The 430-nt window shown below is 72.8% G+C and carries 1 pseudogene; it reads right to left on the reverse strand.

Going from position 1 to position 430, the window contains the following annotated elements:
• Positions 1 to 430, reverse strand: a pseudogene (locus G3I56_RS42860) (hypothetical protein); the annotation flags it as partial.

Genomic DNA, 430 nt, shown 5'->3' on the forward strand with positions numbered 1-430 from the left:
GTAGCGCCGCTCGTACAGGTCCCGCATATGGGCGGACCAGCGGGGGAACTTCGCCTCGCCGCCGTCCGCCAGGTGCGGGAAGGTCGCGAGGTTGACCAGCGTCGGGACGATCGCGACGCCGCGCTCGGCGAAGAGCGGGATCGTATCCTCGGTCAGCCCGGTCGCGTGCTCGATGCAGTCGATGCCGGCCTCGACGAGGTCGCGCAGCGAGTCCTCGGCGAAGCAGTGCGCGGTGACCCGGGCGCCCAGCCGGTGCGCCTCGGTGATGGCCGCCTCGACCTCGGCGCGCGGGCGGCCCTGCGCGGCGACGGGCGCCTCGACGACGTTCTCGAGCGCCGTGAGGTGCGGGAACAGGTTGAACGACTGGAAGACGAAGCCGATGCGCGTGCGCTGCCGCAGCACGTCGCGCTCGGTGAGCTCGCGCAGCGTG

The organism is Streptomyces sp. SID12488 (assembly GCF_010548275.1).
In the GTDB taxonomy this organism is placed as follows: domain Bacteria; phylum Actinomycetota; class Actinomycetes; order Streptomycetales; family Streptomycetaceae; genus Streptomyces.